Source organism: Alteromonas sp. KUL17 (assembly GCF_006538305.1).
Taxonomy (GTDB): Bacteria; Pseudomonadota; Gammaproteobacteria; order Enterobacterales; family Alteromonadaceae; genus Alteromonas; species Alteromonas macleodii.
The window spans coordinates 191,596-206,327 of the sequence record NZ_BJKJ01000004.1 but is presented as its reverse complement, the minus strand read 5'-3'; the positions used below and the strand labels follow the sequence as shown (position 1 = coordinate 206,327).

Genomic DNA, 14,732 nt, shown 5'->3' with positions numbered 1-14,732 from the left:
AAGCAAAGCATTGAAAATCGGTAAATGATAGGATGGCTATTCAGCATTTAGACGAAGAAACCTTTAAGGTGTAACCTAGTATTGTTATTAACAAACCGATAATCAATTTAAGGCTATTAAAATTGAATTCATTTTTATCAGTTTTGGTTTACTTATTTCTGTCTTTTCAATTTGTGCTTCAGCTGCCACCGTTTTTACAAACGCAACAGTACGGACTGGGGTAGAGGGCAAGCAAGATCAGTCCGTAGTAGCCATAGACAAGGAAAAGATTATCCATGTTGGAAACCATATCCCAAAATATTTAAAAGACGAGAAAACCATAGATCTCGATGGGAAGTTTGTTATGCATGGCTTCACAGATAACCATGTGCATTTTATGGAAGGAGGTGCAGCGCTAGCTAGTATCGATTTAAGACCCGTTAACTCGCCAAAAAAATTCACTCAATTAATGGCGTCTTACGCAAAAACCTTACCTCCTCACCAATGGATATTGAACGGCAACTGGGATCATCAAAAATGGGGAGGTATGTTGCCCAATAAATCTTGGATTGATCCAGTTACATTAAATAACCCCGTTTATGTTATACGAATTGACGGACACCAAGCGTTAGTCAATTCACTGGCCTTAAAGCTTGCAGGTATCGATCGCAATACACCAAATCCGAAAGGTGGAATTATCGTGCGGGATGAGCATGGTGAGCCTACAGGGCTTTTAAAGGGAAACGCTCTTAATCTTATTTTAGATATCATTCCATCACCGAGTGAAAACGAACTGATGAAACAGTTTGCTATGGCGCAAGATCTTGCGTTGAGTTTGGGAATATCAAAAGTACATGCGGTAACTGCCTACCCATCTGAAACAACCATGCTAGATATTTTTAAACTTGCAGAAAAACGCGGAATTATGAAAATAAGAGCGTTTGTTTCAACTCCTATTGAATCGTGGGAAATGGCGGCGGCAAACATTGAAAAGCACGGTAGAGGTAATGATTTGCTTTCCTATGGAGGCGTTAAAGGCTTTATAGATGGCTCGTTAGGGGCTAGAACTGCGTGGTTTCACGACGAATATTCTGATGAACCAGGTTACTATGGGTTACCCCTTAATGACCCAGAGCAATTCGCCACATGGATGACAAAGGCGAATGAAGCAGGCTTGGAGCTATCAATTCACGCGCTTGGCGATAAAGGTATAGACTTTGTTTTAAATAAAATGGAAGAGTTAGGTAAGGGAGAGGTTCGTAAGAAACGCTTCAGAATAGAGCATTTTCAACACCCTACGAGAATGGCAATTAAAAAGCTAGCTGAGCTTGGCGTTGTCGCATCTATGCAGCCGTACCATGCAATAGATGATGGTCAGTGGGCGGAAGAAAGAATAGGCCCTGAACGATTACCTACCGCTTACGCATTTAAATCTATTTTAGAGCAAGGCGGACTGTTAACTTTCGGATCGGATTGGCCCGTTGCACCTTTATCTCCGTTTGAAGGTATTTATGCCGCTGTTACAAGAAGCACCCTTGATAATGCTAACCCCCAAGGCTGGATTGCAGAACAGAAAATATCGGTTGAACAAGCACTCACCGCCTACACAGTGACTAATAGCTACGCACTGAACGCGGAGCAAAAAAGGGGAACTTTAGAAAAAGGCAAATTCGCTGATTTCGTGATTTTATCTCATGATCCTCGTGCAGTTTCTGCCAGCCAGATAAGAAATATCCAAGTTTTAAAACACTATATAAATGGCGAATTAGTTTATGAACATTAGTACTTAGTTCTTTGTTTATATTAAACGCCACGTCTCACTTTGTACGAGTGCAATTAGCCTCTCGCAATTAGACAGCGGAAAGAGCCACCGTTTTCTCGCCGCGAGGCTGAGCAAACAAATATTTTTAAGCCACCACTTGTAGCTTTGCTTGTTAATTATTGTTCGACCCTTCAAAAGGCGTTTAACGTTTCTGAAAAGTACTTTTATAGTAATTACTTGCTTGCAAGTCTGGCATACACGGTAGTAGAAAGATACAGCACCAATACGAGCAAAAAGCTTTGGCTTAACGTAAGTGACGAAACCCCCACTGAAGCGCCCAAAATGGCGCCTAATATCATTTGGAAAGCACTCACGATTGAAACTGCTTTGCCAGTGTCTTCAGTAAACTCGCTTAGCATCAATGAGGTAGAAGAGGCTATCAAGAAGATAAAGCCCGTACAGAAAAATAGAAAAGCACCTAAAATGAAATGTGCGTAAACCAAAGATATGGCTGACAGTAAAACAGCTGTTGCCACAATCAATTGCCCAACACAGAATAAATACTCAAGCGGTTTTTTCTCTACCAGTTTGCCAAAAATGATACCTGATAGGAGCATCGAAAAACCAACAAATCCAAAATAGAAAGAAAAGTTATATTCTGAAAAGCCAAGCTCATTTTGGGTAAGAGGGGACACAATGGTTACATAGAGCATCAAGGTACCAAGAGAAAAGATAGATACTATGCCGTAATGCTGATACTTTCTATTTTTGAAGAAAGAATAGTCAGCTTTCAACTGCGTTTTATCTTTCCATTTTGGAGCATCTTTCGAAGCGAGTAAGTAGGGAAATACAGTAATTCCGTAAATTGCTAACCCAATGAATAATATTTGCCATTGGCCAGTTAGCTCAAATATCCATGCGCCGATAAGTGGCGCGACAGCAGGAGCAACATTCATCATCGAGTTGATGTATCCGTATAACTTAGCGCCTTCTTTTTCAGTAAAGTTATCTTTCACCATTGCTAGCGCGGATAATGCAATGCCGCTTGTTGCAAACCCTTGAATACAGCGTAGTGCGAGAAGTTGGTAAAATGTTTCGCAATAATAAATTGTAATACACGTTAACGTAAAGACCGCAATGGAAACGGATACCAGCTTAAATGGTCCATGTTTGTCGTAAATATTACCTACGAACAGTTGTCCAATTCCAAGCGCGAGCATAAAGGCACTTAGCGTCAAACTTCCGTTTTGACCAAATTGTTCAGAAATAGTGGGTAAGGTCGAAATGTAGAAATCTATGGCAAATGGGCTAAACATGACAAGCATCATAATTAGCGCGATTAACTTAGCTTGCGCTTTCATTAAATTCTCTTTATTGATAAAACAGGATTTGTTGTGGTCTGGGTTTTAATGATCTAACTGATTAGTCTGTGCACTACGTAAAAGGGCACAAATTTTGTTTCAATGTATTTAGTCATTCTTATTTCATTAAAGTTTGTCTCGCCATCGAGAGTGGCGAAGAGGAATAATAACTCAATTGATCGCATCATATAATTATAAAGCGTTTCAACAACGTAAAATTGCTCTAGTTCGCGGGATTATGAATTACTTTTGTTGTATATCTTCAGGCTTTTGCCACACGCGAACGTATTCAACTTCGAAGTCTACGCCCCGTCATCTTCCTTACTTTCAAACTTTACAAATCTCGCGCCATGCAGCGGGAGTACTTTCTGTAACTTTTTTGAAAAGGCGGCTGAAAAAAACCGTCGTTTTCGTAACCTACTTCAGAAGCTATTTCTTTAACATTTCTTTCCGTGGCAATAAGTCGTTTTTTGGCTTTGTCTATTCTTACCGCTTGGATATATTGTGTCACTGAAATACCAGCAGCTGCGCTAAAGCGTCTCTTTAAGTTACTTTCGCTCATCTATGACCAAGACGGCCGTATGGACTTGGTTTATGTCAATGAAAGAGGTCGCTGGTATTTAGCTCAAAATCAGATACGGCTTATGGTAGGCAGCGAACTCAACATGTAAGTGTCACTGGGGATGGTTTCCACCATATGCTAAATAGCAAAATGCACTTTGGTATTGGTGCGTGCGATAGTGTTGAAGTGTACACGTTATTTGGGCTAATGGTGAAGAGGTGGCGAACGTCAATTTTCCATGTTCATTGAAATTGTCGTGTGAAATAGTGTCAACATTCAATTAATATTGAACACTTATAGTGTAAGCGACGGTCCTTTATAAAAGCGGGTATAACTATTCTTGAAAAAGGTTTCACCTGTTTGTATTTTCATGATTTTTAGAGGCGCTAATATGAACGCTCGTCGTACTTTGTGTTATTTACTTTTTTCAATGCTTTTAAATCTGGCAATGAACGGCTTCGCTTATTCACAGCAAGCAGTGTGGCCAGATCCCATTTATCATAGATATATTGAGGTCGAAGGCAATAAAATATTTTACCGTGAGTCGGGTAATCCTAATAAGCCAACAATCCTGTTTCTTCATGGTTATCCGTCTTCATCTCATATGTATCGCCACCTTATCCCATTATTGTCAGGGCGATTCCATGTGATAGCACCTGACAATATTGGCTCTGGATATAGTGATAAACCCGATCCTTCAAACGTTACTTATACTTTCGATTATTTGGCGCGTGTTATGGAAGAGTTTGTTCGGGCAAAAGGGCTAGAAAAATACAGTATCTATATGCAAGATTTCGGTGCTCCGGTTGGACTTAGGCTAATGATGGCACAGCCCGAAAGAGTGGAGCGGCTAATTACCCAAAACGGAAATGTATATTTAGAGGGGCTAACACCTAAAAGACAGGATTTCTTTAAAAAAGCTTTTGAAGATCGCTCAAAAGATATGCAGGAAAAGCTGTTTGCTCTTACGAGTAAAGAGTCTATTATTAAAACGCAATATCTTCGTGATGTAGAAGGTAAAGAAGAAGTTATGAGTCCAGACAGTTGGACTCATGATGGCACATTTTTGCAATCAATTGCTCAGCGAAAAATTCAAGTGCAGCTTTTTCAAGATTACTATACTAACTTACAAGCCTATCCAAGATGGCAAGAGTTTCTTCGTAAGCAAAGTTTACCAACTTTAATTGTGTGGGGAGAAAATGATCCCGCATTTATAACCGCTGGAGGGCGAGCATTTCTGAAAGATATACCGCATGCACAATTTTACACGATTGACGCTGGACACTTTGCCATGGAAGAAAAACCAGTCGAGCTAGCTAAGCTTATTATAGGGTTTATGAATCAATATATTGATAAGCAGTTTGTAATAAAATAACAAATAGCTCAACTAGCTTCTAAATTTAACCAACAGTATCACGCCACTTAGCTGGCGTGTTGCCTGTGATTTTTTTTAAAAAGACGGGTGAAAAATCCATCATTTTCATAACCTACTTCAAGAGCAATTTCCTTAACGCTTCTGTCAGTTGAAATAAGTAACTTCTTTGCCTTATCTATTCTTACTGCTTGTATATACTGAGTTACGGAAATGCCGGTTGCCGAGCTAAATCGCCTCTTTAGGTTTCTTTCGCTCATAGTAAACCTATTAGATAAGTCGTTTAGCGACAGGGGAGGACTGCTATGATCATCTATCCATTGTTGAATAACGGCAATTCGTTCGTCGTTATGCAGTCTATACTGTGGTAGCAATGGCGCCATCTTTATCGGTTTATCTACTAGTAAACTTGCTGCACATTGCTGGGCGAAAACATCCCCTTTCACTTTTGCAACCACAGAAAGCAACACGTCGATGCCCGCCTCAAACGTACTGGTAGAATAAATGTTCCTGATTTTCCTATAGGCGTGGGTGTAGGAGAACAGCATATTTGGAAATTGCCGGCTTAGTGGTTTAACGAATGCCCAGTGTGTAGCGCAAACTTCGGTAATTGACGTTAGTGACTTTTGAATACTACGGTGTTTTGCCCAAAAGTAGGCGGCTGTACTTAGCGTAATTACAGTAGTGTTTGATGCCCAATAAGGACAAAGCCATCTTGAGATATGCTCTGTGTCTCTAGGCATATTACTTAGAAGGCGTCCTTCAAATGGTGGCACAACGATGATGTCATAGTGTTCATTGTTCAGTTTTCCATCCGGTGTTATTAACGCTCCACTGGCTGAACGAATTGTATTTCCATTAATTGTTATTACTGCAAAGTCGAAGGTCGCTTCCTGGTCATGCCTTGCTTCGAGTAGTGTAACAATACGAAAGAAATCATTGACTAAATGGACACTCATAGCCCAGCAACCTTCATAAGCTAAAATAGCTACCTTTTTCATAATGGCCTAATTGGATGGTATTTGTTTCCCTAGCGGATATTCTAACTGTTCCAATTGACCTTTAGAATGCCAATGCAAAATCAACATGAATAAAAAGGTGGGGGTATGCAGTCTGGTGGTTCTTATTTCGAAAGGGATGCATTCGCTAATATGCTCGGCGTAACGTTGGTTCAAAATCAAACCGATGAAGTCGTTGTTGAAATGGAGCTAGATGATGCCCATATGAATGGTTTAGGAGGTGTTCACGGGGGCGTTATTTTTTCTCTTGCAGACATTGCTTTTGCAACAGCGTGCAATCAGTTCCACACAGCGATTGGTATTCAAGCTGATATCCGGTATTTGAACAAAGCTGTAGGCGTTAAGCTTATTGCGAGAGCTCGTAACATATCGAAATCTAATAAGCTGAGTAACTTCGAGATCCTTGTAACAGATGAGGAGCAAACGAAAATAGCTTGTTTTACCGGATTAGCATATCACTTAGTTAGAAACTAAGCCCTCTTATCATTATTCTTTAGGGGCAGTTCGATGTTGAAAGTCAATCAAAAAGAGCAATTTGTTAATACTAGAAGAGGCAAAATATTCGTTAAAACCTGGTCGCCAAATTCCTCTCATTCAAAAGTACCGCTGGTATTAATACACGAGTCGTTGGGATCAGTAGGGCAATGGCGAAAATTTCCAGCAGAACTGGCACTTGCATTTAATAGGCCGGTCATTGCATATGACCGTGCGGGCTTTGGGTTTTCGTATCCTCGTCAAGCTTTGCCTTCGAGTAATTTCATTCAAGAAGAAGCGCAGGATTATTTTGTAGAATTAAAGCAGGCTTTGGGTATTAGAGAGTTTTTAGTTTTGGGGCATAGCGCAGGAGGTGCCATAGCGTTGAATGTAGCCGCTACAGACAAGGAATGTGTAGGGCTTATATCAATATCTGCACCTGCTTATGTAGAGAACAAAACACTTGAAGGCATTCGTGCCGCAAAAAAGCTGTTTACTGAGTCACAACAGTTCGAGAAGTTAAGAAAGTGGCATGGAAATAAAGCTCAGTGGGTACTAGATGCATGGACCGAAGTATGGCTACGAGACGAGTTTAAAGAATGGCATTTCGACGGGTTATCTGATATCCACTGCAAAAGTTTAATCATTCATGGTTCTGACGACGAATTTGGGTCAGTAGCAATACCGCAATATATTGCCAAGCATATAGCTGCAGAAACAATGCTATGCATAATAGACCACTGTGGTCATTTGCCTCATGTAACACACAAAGATGCAGTATTTCGGCAAATTTCAACGTTGTTTAATTAGTAATAACTTCAAGTAATTCAAATATTTACATGGACCTGAGAGAACTTTCGAAGTAACTTTTCCGTTTACGTTGATAAGGTCCGCGGGGGGGAGAGGAATTTCTAGCATTTTTGAAAACGCTTTGTGTTTTACTACGCTTATTTAAAGAAGCTTCTACTTATTAATAGTGTGTTTAAGCTTTTGCCACACGCGAATGTATTCAATTTCAAAATCTACCACACCATCGTGTTTTTCGCTTTCAGGACTGTTCTTCTCTAAATCTTCTAAGCTATTTGGGTAGCCATGCCATGGAAAGGTTTCCATATCGAGCCATAAATTGATAGGGCGGGTGGCCACGTATCCATTGTAGTCATCAGGAAGGCCTTCACGGTTTTGCTTAGCCCATGCACTCGCTTGTTCTGGCGTCACAGATGAAAATAGCTCACCATCGATGTAATAGTTTATGCCGTCCTCGCTCCATTCAATACCGTAAACATGAAAGTCATCAGCCATTCTAAAGCCGAGTTGCTTTCTTTCCGTGTAGCTGGGTTTGCCGCTGACGGGTTTTTCCCAGTCGCGAATAGACCACCATAGCTCGCTGTCTAAATGGTCTTTATTAGGATCTTCTCGGCTGTCGCCAAACGACTCGAAAAAGTCGAACTCCATTTTTGGACCCATAGACCAAAACGCACTGGTGACTTCCGCATCGGCAGACTTACTCTTAATTTCAATATAGCCATAGGTAAAAGAACGGCGACCTATGAAACACGGCGTAGTGATATTTTCGTGCTTCATGGGTTCACCAAACGTTGGCTTTCTAATCTCATCAGTGAACGGGAAATCAGGCTCCCAGCGTGCTTCAAGCATCAGCTTTCCATCTTCTAAGCGATAGTTACGGCCTGAAAACTGTGAAGGAGCCCGACCTTTCCACACCCATTTATCTGGGTCGTCAGGATGAACATATTGCGGTTTACCGTCTTTAAATTTACCAACAATGAACCATCTGTCTTCATCTACTTTATCCGCATCAAACTCATCGCTTACTTCTTTATTTAGTACCCAACCTCCTTTATTCATAGGGTCGGAAAGAGGGAAAACAGGGGCGGCACTTGATTGAACGCTAAAAAAGAAACTTAACGATAAAGCAAAAGAATAGACTTTTTTGATTTGAATATTTGGCATGTTAGTTTTGCCCTTAAAGATAGTCTTATAAAAAACATCATATGTATTAAGGATTTTAATATAGAACGATGAAAAGTTGTAGTGAAAATGTAAAGAAGTAGAGAAGGGATCTAAAATCGGCGTGCTTTAACATGGTTGTTAAAGCACAAATTGCTTAATTTCGCGTTATTGGTAGCATCTTACCTCAAATAACTTAACGTTCTTAGCGCCATAGGTTTCTTTCAAAGTTAGACGGAAGCCATCTATCTTTTGCTTCTCGAAATTAAACTTTATCAGCCGGCGTTGATTATCATCTTTCTCGCAAATCGTTTTCCAAACGCCGTTTATATTTAATTCAAGGGTAAGACGCTTTAACAACTCGACAGGGATCTTTGTGGTATAGGCTTCATTTTCACGGGTGTTTTTTAGCATCATTATGTTTTTCTTCACATTGGTGTCGCATTTCACCTCTATTTGAGAAACCGCTATAGGTGTATCCCACTCAAAAGAAACGGTAGCGCCTAAACCTTTGCTACACCAATGATGAACTTCACCCCGCTCATCTCTTGCCATACCATCTATTAGGTTTTTCACTTCGCCTGAAAGGGTGCTACTGGCAATAATTCTGTCTGCTGTTCGCGATAGGTCGTTAGGGTCGTTTGCATAGCGTTGAGGAATGTATGCATCATCCCGTAACAGTTGCTCTTGTAATTCATCTATATGGTCAGTCGCAATGTCTCTTGGTAGTGCGCTATGCTTTAAGCATAATGCAGCAGCAGTACCCACAGCTTGACCTTGTACAGCACATGTCCCCATTACGCGAGATGAAGATAACGCAACGTGGGTTTGACTAATATTGCGACCAGCAAACATTAAATTCTTAATATTTTTGGAATATAGAGAACGAAGGGGGATTTGGTACACTTCTTCAAAGTGCTCGTGCCAAAAACTCGGTGGCTCCGCAAGATTCTCAATGCCCCCAGGGTTGTGTTCATCAAGAGGCCAGCCTCCGAAGGCCACTGCGTCATCAAACTGCTTAAGACTCAGTTGATCGGGTTCGCATAATATATAGTCTCCCATAAACCGTCGTGACTCCCGCCGACCTGGAAGGGAGCCTACCCAATCAAGCGCAAAGTTATCAGCTTCCGGATAAAGCCCCGAACACTTAACATGCTCCCACACGCCGTACGCAAACGCGAGTAGCCGATGCATATCTGTTTCTGCCGTACCTATAATGTCATCGTTACTTCCTACCTCTACCCACCAAAACCCTTCAACAAAAGGAATGATGCGTCTATCTGGATGTGTTTTGTCAGCGTCATACTTAATCGCAAACGGGGGCGCTTGATAAGGCATAGGTTTTCCCATGTCTTTTGATGACAACAAAATAGTGGCCCCCATTTGCCAACCATCAGGTTCGTCAGGCGCGTATTGCTCATTAAATTCTTGTTTACCCTCACGACCCGTGCGGTATTCTGCACCGGCTGTTGCTGCCATCAAGCCATCGCCAGAGCAATCGATAAAAGTATTAGCTTTCACACTGATTAGGGTTTCTGTGCTCAACTGCCAGCATAACACTTGAACTATTTTTTCACTTTCCACTACTGAGCGCACAGCATGGGTGTTAAGCATCAAGGTTATATTGGGTTCGCGGGTAACGAAGTCGTATAAGACATGATCCCATACAGTAAATGAGTGTTGCTCATTGCAAAAACGGTTGAGCAAGAGAATTTCCTCTAAAATTCCCGTTTCTCGTTCTGGAAGCCCACTTTTTAACTTTGTTACACCATGCACAATTACTCTAATTTCACTTGAGGCATTTCCTCCTAATACCGCTCTATCTTGGATCAGGAGTACTTTCGCGCCATTTCTAGCCGCGGCAACAGCAGCACAGATTCCCGCCATACCACCACCTACGACTGCTACATCAACCGTTACTGTTTTATCTCGTATGGGTGTCTTCCTTTCAAAGTTTCCCATTTGTGTCCAGTTGTCGTTAGAGCGATCAGCCAAATCAATAAAACTCTTCATTCTTTACCTTTGTTATAGCGGTTTAATATAGAACAAAACTACCACTAAATTTCTATAATAGCAATTTTGGTTAGCTTGTTTTAGTTGATTTCGGTTAAATTGCGTTTGTAACTTTTGTGGTATGATCCCTGTAATTCACTTTGATCGTTGAAAGATAGAAAACAAATGAAAACAAAACCAGGCGCACAAATAAATCAGAGCATCTTGGACGGGATTTCAGTGTTGCAAGCTCTTGCTGGTTCTGACATGCCCGTAGGGGGGAAGGATTTATCAGAAAAGCTAAACATGGATAGCACTAGGGTTAACAGACTTTTGAAAACCCTTGCTTCAATTGGAATGACACAGCAAACAAAGGGACGAAAGTACATTCCAGGACCAGGTATACACGTACTTTCAGCTCAGAGCTTATATGCCTCAGGATTGCTTCGAAGCGCAATGCCTACGTTGGAGCAACTTGGCAAATTTGACTTAACCGTTGCAATGGGTGTGTTATGGTTTGATACGGTTTCATTTATTTATCACGCAAAGCCAGGTATGCGCGCTACCGAAGGGATAGGTAGAATTGGCGTGCGTAGCGCCACCACAAGCGGTATCGGTATGGTGATGTTAGCTAATTCTCCGAGAGAAGCTGTTATAGATGCATATCAAAACAAGGTTATCGAAGGGTTTCCAGATGGCCTAGAGAGCCTGCTTAGTGAACTGGAAGAAATTAAACAGCGTGGCTACGCACTTTTTCAAAGTCATGAACTTCAAGCGGAAAATGACAAAGCTTATTACTCTTTAGCAATGACCATAGGCTCCCCAGCCAACTCAGCCATTGCGCTCCAGGGTAAAATAAAACCTGTAGACGTAGATGATCTTGTATGTGTGCTTAAAGATGCTCGAACTAAAATAGAAAGTGAATTGGGCAAAATGCCGGTACCGTAAAGATATATGGGGAATAATTGTTGGCCGCTGCTTTAAAGCGTAGGCCAACAATCGGGACTTAATAATATTGCTACCAGCTCGCTTCTTTCTCTTGTAAAAGAATACTTTTCAGGTGATGTTGATATACGTCCAACATAGGATCATCTACCCGCGCCATTTCACGCTCTAAAAGTGAGGTAATATGGGCTAGCTTTTGCTTATAGTCAGCGTTTTTAATCAAGTTTGTAAGTTCACCAGGGTCTTTTTTCAAATCATAGAGTTCATCTCTGTTATCTCCCGGGTACCAAACGAATTTTAAGTCGGGCGTGCGCAGCGCTCTTAGTCCAAACCAAGCTCCGTTGTACCATTCGTACATATAAAGTGCGGTATCCTCTTGGTCTGCTTCAGCCTTGTCCCCGTTTATCATAAGCGGTACTAATGAGCGCCCATCTACGTCCCCATCACTGGGAAGGTGCATTAGCTCACCTAATGTGGGCGCCAAATCTATCATCGATACTTGCCGGGTAATTACTTTGGGCGTGGTATCTGGATTCCGATAGAGTAGGGGAATGCGCATGAGTTCGTCATAGGCATATGGACCTTTATCAAAAAGATTGTGTTCACCTATCATGCTCCCTTGATCGCCTAAAAGAACAATATGTAAATCATCATATAAACCGAGGTCTTTCGCTGTTTGCAATAGCTCCCCAACCATGTCGTCAACCATTGCTATGGCGCCGTAGTAGTGTGCCTGAGAACGACGCCAATCGCTTTCTGTCATATGCCCCACATCATGCCAAGGCCACAATACCTTGTCCTGCGCCATTGGTTTAAAATTTCTTTCTTGCACAAAATTGTCGGGCAAAGAAATGTCCTTGGGATCAAACATACTGGCGTACGGTTCGGGAACACGATAGGGTGGGTGAGGTTGATTAAAACTCACCACGCCGAAAAAGGGCTTGTCTTGTTGAGCGGCCGCAACCAACATCTCTTTTCCATACTCAACTTTATGGTACGCTTCTGTATCTTTATAAGTACCCGGTATAGTTTGGTAGTAAACGTGTTTCTCACCGTTTTCATCTCGCTGCCCTTGATAATAGCCTTTAATACTTTCTACATCGGCGTAAGGTACATAATGGCGAGGCTTTCTGGTGCGCGTATCTGCGTGCTCCCGAATAAATTGAGCGCCACGTATCTTTGGCCCTTGGGGGCCTATATGCCATTTACCAACATATCCTACAAAATAGTCGCTATCTACCGCCCGTTTTATTAGTCCCCCTTCAGAAGGCGAGAGTTGGTATTGACGAGAGTGAAACAGCTCAACATTGTCGTCGAGGCCCGTTTTGTGCCCCCATCTGCCGGTAAATAAGGCAGCCCTTGAAGGTGAACAAAGGCCGGTTGTCGTCATAGCTGAGTTAAACTGTACACTTTGCTCTGCAAGCATATCGATATTTGGGGTTGGTACTGGCCCATCTCGATAAGAAAATGTATCAAATCGCATATCGTCAAAAAAGAGCACAAGTACATTCGGTTTTTTCTCGGGGGTAGCGAATGCGAATGGGCTAAAAATTAAGATAAGAGATAACAATAAGTACTTCATACGTGAGTGTCCTTACGTTGATTAAATAATATTTTGGGGTATACGGTAATACATAAAGCTAATACAAAAGTGCCCACCAGTAGGATAGTGTTTTGCCCTTTGTCAGCTTGAAGGCCCAAGCCGAAAATAATGAGCCCTATACCACCAATGCCAATTGCGATAATTTTCTTTCCTTGTTCGTTGGCATCGTTAGTCGAAGGGGGGAAGTCGTTTGAATGAGTGGCTTCTGGCGTTTTTACGTTAGAGGGAGAGAAGCCCGCCCTTTGAACCGGTTGTTTATTGCCGGGCGCATTATGTGTATTGGAAAGAAAGCGGTAGTAAAGTTCCCAAATTGCCAAAAGGAATATTGGCACAATCACACCCACAAACATTTCACTTGAGCGGTCAAGCGATATCCCCAATAGCTCTGGGATAAAAAATTTAAAAGCGACATTGATTGAAAGACTGATAGCACTAGTAGAAATAACACTCAACTGTGTTTGATTGTCCGAAAATAGCGTCCATATAGGAGGTAGAAATAAGGCAACCCCAGTAATAGCGGCTAAACTAAAAGCGACCTCTACAATACCCCCCATGCTTGATACGCAAAGCGCGATAACTATCGATAATACGCCAAAAAATACCGTTGACGTTCTAGCAACCCACATAGTTTCAAACGCACTACGTTTTCGTTTTATTTGTGGGTAAATATCGTTAGTGAATACGCCTGCGGCAATATTCAATGTGGTGTTAACGGAACTGGCTGTCGCGAATACCATCGCGCCAAGAATTAACCCCATTAATCCATTTGGCACCACTAATTTACTGATTTGTAGGTAAGCTCCTTCGGCGTCAGTGGAGGCTGTATCAGGGCTAATAATGCGGTAAACCATAGGTGGCAACATCCATATGATCGGCGCAATTAGGTATAAAACTCCAAATAGATAGCCAACTTTTTTTGCATCTTTTTCTGATTTAACACTCGTGTAGCGCTGTACGTATGCCCAACTTCCACCAATAAAAACCATGTTATAGAAGCCAAACGCGGCCATAAATAGCCAATCATACTCAGCGTTTGTTACCTGAAAAAAATCGCTGGGTGCGTTAGCTATAAACATACCCACACCACCAATTTCCTCAAATGCCAAGGGGACGATTATGCTAACCGCGGCCATTAGAACGATAAATTGCAAAACGTCGGTAACCAAAACTGCCCATAAACCACCTACGGCGGTATAGGCAATAATGAGTACGCCGAGAAAAAGAATAGCCGAGACAAGCGGTATGCCCGTTGTGACTTCTATCATTTTTCCAACAGGGTATAAAAACGCACCACCACTAAAGATAGAGATTATGAAAAAAAGATACGTATAGAACTTCTGAGATGCATGCCCAAGCTTTGTTGAGATAAATTCTGCGGCTGTTAAAACGTTAGTTCGATTCCATTTCGGCGCGATGAAATACCCAACTGCAAGTCCAGCTAGGCTCATTGTTGTTTGTATTGTGACAGAAACAAGCCCCGTCTTGTAAGCAATAGAGCCCCATACAACGAAGGTTCCTACAGAGAAAAAGCTCATAAACAAGGAAAGTCCGGAAATCCACCAGGGAACTGCGCCTCCAGCAGCGAAGAAAGAGGATACCGAGCCTTCTTTTTTGCCAAAAGAGAGTCCTAGCAGAACAACAAGCAATGCGAAGGTGATAGCAATTGAAACGTCAAATGAAGTCAAAATTATCTCA

At 41.8% G+C, this 14,732-nt stretch carries 13 protein-coding genes; 6 read left to right on the top strand and 7 right to left on the bottom strand.

From position 1 onward, the window contains the following. Nucleotides 1-115: 115 nt before the first annotated feature. Entirely contained in the window at nt 116-1,762 is a 1,647-nt protein-coding gene (locus tag KUL49_RS05670) for an amidohydrolase (RefSeq protein ID WP_308805566.1), read from the top strand. Between the two features lie 212 nt (nt 1,763-1,974). Here KUL49_RS05670 and KUL49_RS05665 read toward each other — a convergent pair whose 3' ends face one another. Next, nucleotides 1,975-3,102, bottom strand: coding sequence for an MFS transporter (locus KUL49_RS05665; RefSeq protein ID WP_131136598.1), 1,128 nt, complete (start codon nt 3,100-3,102; stop codon nt 1,975-1,977). A gap of 334 nt (nt 3,103-3,436) precedes the next feature. Then, nucleotides 3,437-3,664, bottom strand: coding sequence for a helix-turn-helix transcriptional regulator (locus KUL49_RS05660; RefSeq protein WP_242633730.1), 228 nt, complete (start codon nt 3,662-3,664; stop codon nt 3,437-3,439). Here KUL49_RS05660 and KUL49_RS20770 point away from each other — a divergent pair. Beyond that, nucleotides 3,573-3,773 carry a hypothetical protein gene (locus tag KUL49_RS20770; RefSeq protein WP_165477876.1) on the top strand — a complete coding sequence of 67 codons (201 nt, stop codon included), beginning with the start codon at nt 3,573-3,575 and terminating at the stop codon, nt 3,771-3,773. The genes KUL49_RS05660 and KUL49_RS20770 overlap by 92 nt on opposite strands. Before the next feature lie 282 nt (nt 3,774-4,055). Further along, nucleotides 4,056-5,039: an alpha/beta fold hydrolase gene (locus KUL49_RS05655; protein WP_131136597.1), complete on the top strand. Its 984-nt coding sequence runs from the start codon at nt 4,056-4,058 to the stop codon at nt 5,037-5,039. Nucleotides 5,040-5,086: 47 nt separating this feature from the next. On the opposite strand, the gene KUL49_RS05650 is transcribed toward KUL49_RS05655, so the two are convergent. Continuing rightward, nucleotides 5,087-5,995: a GlxA family transcriptional regulator gene (locus KUL49_RS05650; protein ID WP_242633729.1), complete on the bottom strand. Its 909-nt coding sequence runs from the start codon at nt 5,993-5,995 to the stop codon at nt 5,087-5,089. A gap of 147 nt (nt 5,996-6,142) precedes the next feature. Between KUL49_RS05650 and KUL49_RS05645 the strand changes: the two genes are divergently transcribed. Together KUL49_RS05645 and KUL49_RS05640 are read left to right on the top strand one after the other, a co-directional pair. Continuing rightward, nucleotides 6,143-6,529 carry a PaaI family thioesterase gene (locus tag KUL49_RS05645; protein ID WP_131136596.1) on the top strand — a complete coding sequence of 129 codons (387 nt, stop codon included), beginning with the start codon at nt 6,143-6,145 and terminating at the stop codon, nt 6,527-6,529. Between the two features lie 33 nt (nt 6,530-6,562). Further along, a complete protein-coding gene (locus KUL49_RS05640) occupies nt 6,563-7,339 on the top strand; it encodes an alpha/beta fold hydrolase (RefSeq protein ID WP_131136595.1) in 777 nt (258 codons plus the stop codon). Nucleotides 7,340-7,492: 153 nt separating this feature from the next. On the opposite strand, the gene KUL49_RS05635 is transcribed toward KUL49_RS05640, so the two are convergent. Both KUL49_RS05635 and KUL49_RS05630 read right to left on the bottom strand, forming a co-directional pair. Beyond that, nucleotides 7,493-8,500 (bottom strand): family 16 glycosylhydrolase, encoded by a 1,008-nt coding sequence (locus KUL49_RS05635; RefSeq protein WP_131136594.1) that lies wholly within the window; start codon nt 8,498-8,500, stop codon nt 7,493-7,495. Between the two features lie 165 nt (nt 8,501-8,665). After that, complete coding sequence (locus tag KUL49_RS05630; RefSeq protein WP_131136593.1) at nt 8,666-10,510, bottom strand: FAD-dependent oxidoreductase; 1,845 nt, start codon at nt 10,508-10,510, stop codon at nt 8,666-8,668. A gap of 165 nt (nt 10,511-10,675) precedes the next feature. On the opposite strand from KUL49_RS05630, the gene KUL49_RS05625 reads away from it, so the two are divergent. Beyond that, on the top strand, nt 10,676-11,437 hold the full coding sequence (locus KUL49_RS05625; protein WP_131136592.1) for a helix-turn-helix domain-containing protein: 762 nt from the start codon (nt 10,676-10,678) through the stop codon (nt 11,435-11,437). Nucleotides 11,438-11,507: 70 nt separating this feature from the next. On the opposite strand, the gene KUL49_RS05620 is transcribed toward KUL49_RS05625, so the two are convergent. Together KUL49_RS05620 and KUL49_RS05615 are read right to left on the bottom strand one after the other, a co-directional pair. Then, a complete protein-coding gene (locus KUL49_RS05620; RefSeq protein WP_131136591.1) occupies nt 11,508-13,016 on the bottom strand; it encodes a sulfatase-like hydrolase/transferase in 1,509 nt (502 codons plus the stop codon). Continuing rightward, nucleotides 13,013-14,722 carry a sodium:solute symporter family protein gene (locus tag KUL49_RS05615; RefSeq protein WP_131136590.1) on the bottom strand — a complete coding sequence of 570 codons (1,710 nt, stop codon included), beginning with the start codon at nt 14,720-14,722 and terminating at the stop codon, nt 13,013-13,015. Before KUL49_RS05615 ends, KUL49_RS05620 begins: the two co-directional genes overlap by 4 nt. Between the last annotated feature and the right edge of the window lie 10 nt (nt 14,723-14,732).

Coding starts and splice junctions, on each gene's coding strand:
- KUL49_RS05635 (WP_131136594.1), bottom strand. CDS start 8,500: ATGCCAAATATTCAAATCAAAAAAGTCTATTCTTTTGCTTTATCGTTA.
- KUL49_RS05620 (WP_131136591.1), bottom strand. CDS start 13,016: ATGAAGTACTTATTGTTATCTCTTATCTTAATTTTTAGCCCATTCGCA.
- KUL49_RS05625 (WP_131136592.1), top strand. CDS start 10,676: ATGAAAACAAAACCAGGCGCACAAATAAATCAGAGCATCTTGGACGGG.
- KUL49_RS05655 (WP_131136597.1), top strand. CDS start 4,056: ATGAACGCTCGTCGTACTTTGTGTTATTTACTTTTTTCAATGCTTTTA.
- KUL49_RS05665 (WP_131136598.1), bottom strand. CDS start 3,102: ATGAAAGCGCAAGCTAAGTTAATCGCGCTAATTATGATGCTTGTCATG.
- KUL49_RS05650 (WP_242633729.1), bottom strand. CDS start 5,995: ATGAGTGTCCATTTAGTCAATGATTTCTTTCGTATTGTTACACTACTC.
- KUL49_RS05640 (WP_131136595.1), top strand. CDS start 6,563: ATGTTGAAAGTCAATCAAAAAGAGCAATTTGTTAATACTAGAAGAGGC.
- KUL49_RS05660 (WP_242633730.1), bottom strand. CDS start 3,664: ATGAGCGAAAGTAACTTAAAGAGACGCTTTAGCGCAGCTGCTGGTATT.
- KUL49_RS05630 (WP_131136593.1), bottom strand. CDS start 10,510: ATGAAGAGTTTTATTGATTTGGCTGATCGCTCTAACGACAACTGGACA.
- KUL49_RS05645 (WP_131136596.1), top strand. CDS start 6,143: ATGCAGTCTGGTGGTTCTTATTTCGAAAGGGATGCATTCGCTAATATG.